This is a genomic window from Micromonospora sp. DT31, assembly GCF_049841795.1.
Taxonomy (GTDB): Bacteria; Actinomycetota; Actinomycetes; order Mycobacteriales; family Micromonosporaceae; genus Micromonospora.
In genome coordinates, this window is the sequence record NZ_JBNCKZ010000079.1 from 1 (window position 1) to 265 (window position 265).

The window sequence follows — 265 nt, forward strand, 5'->3', positions numbered from 1 at the left end:
CAGCAGCGGTTGTTGTTGGAGACGTCGTGGGAGGCGTTCGAGCGGGCGGGCATCGCCCCGGACTCGCTACGCGGCAGCTCGACGAGCGTCTACGTCGGCGCCATGTCCCAGGAGTACGGCCCGTCCCTGCACGAGGCGACCAGCAACGCGGCCGGATTCCGGCTCACCGGAACCACCGCGAGCGTCCTCTCTGGTCGGGTGGCGTATCACTTCGGGTTGGAGGGGCCTGCGGTGACGGTGGATACGGCGTGTTCGTCGTCGTTGG

The 265-nt window shown here is 68.7% G+C and carries 1 protein-coding gene; it reads left to right on the forward strand.

The window, feature by feature from the left end:
• A partial coding sequence (locus ACLQ2X_RS28460; RefSeq protein ID WP_425684152.1) for a beta-ketoacyl synthase N-terminal-like domain-containing protein occupies positions 1-265 on the forward strand: 265 nt, incomplete at both ends.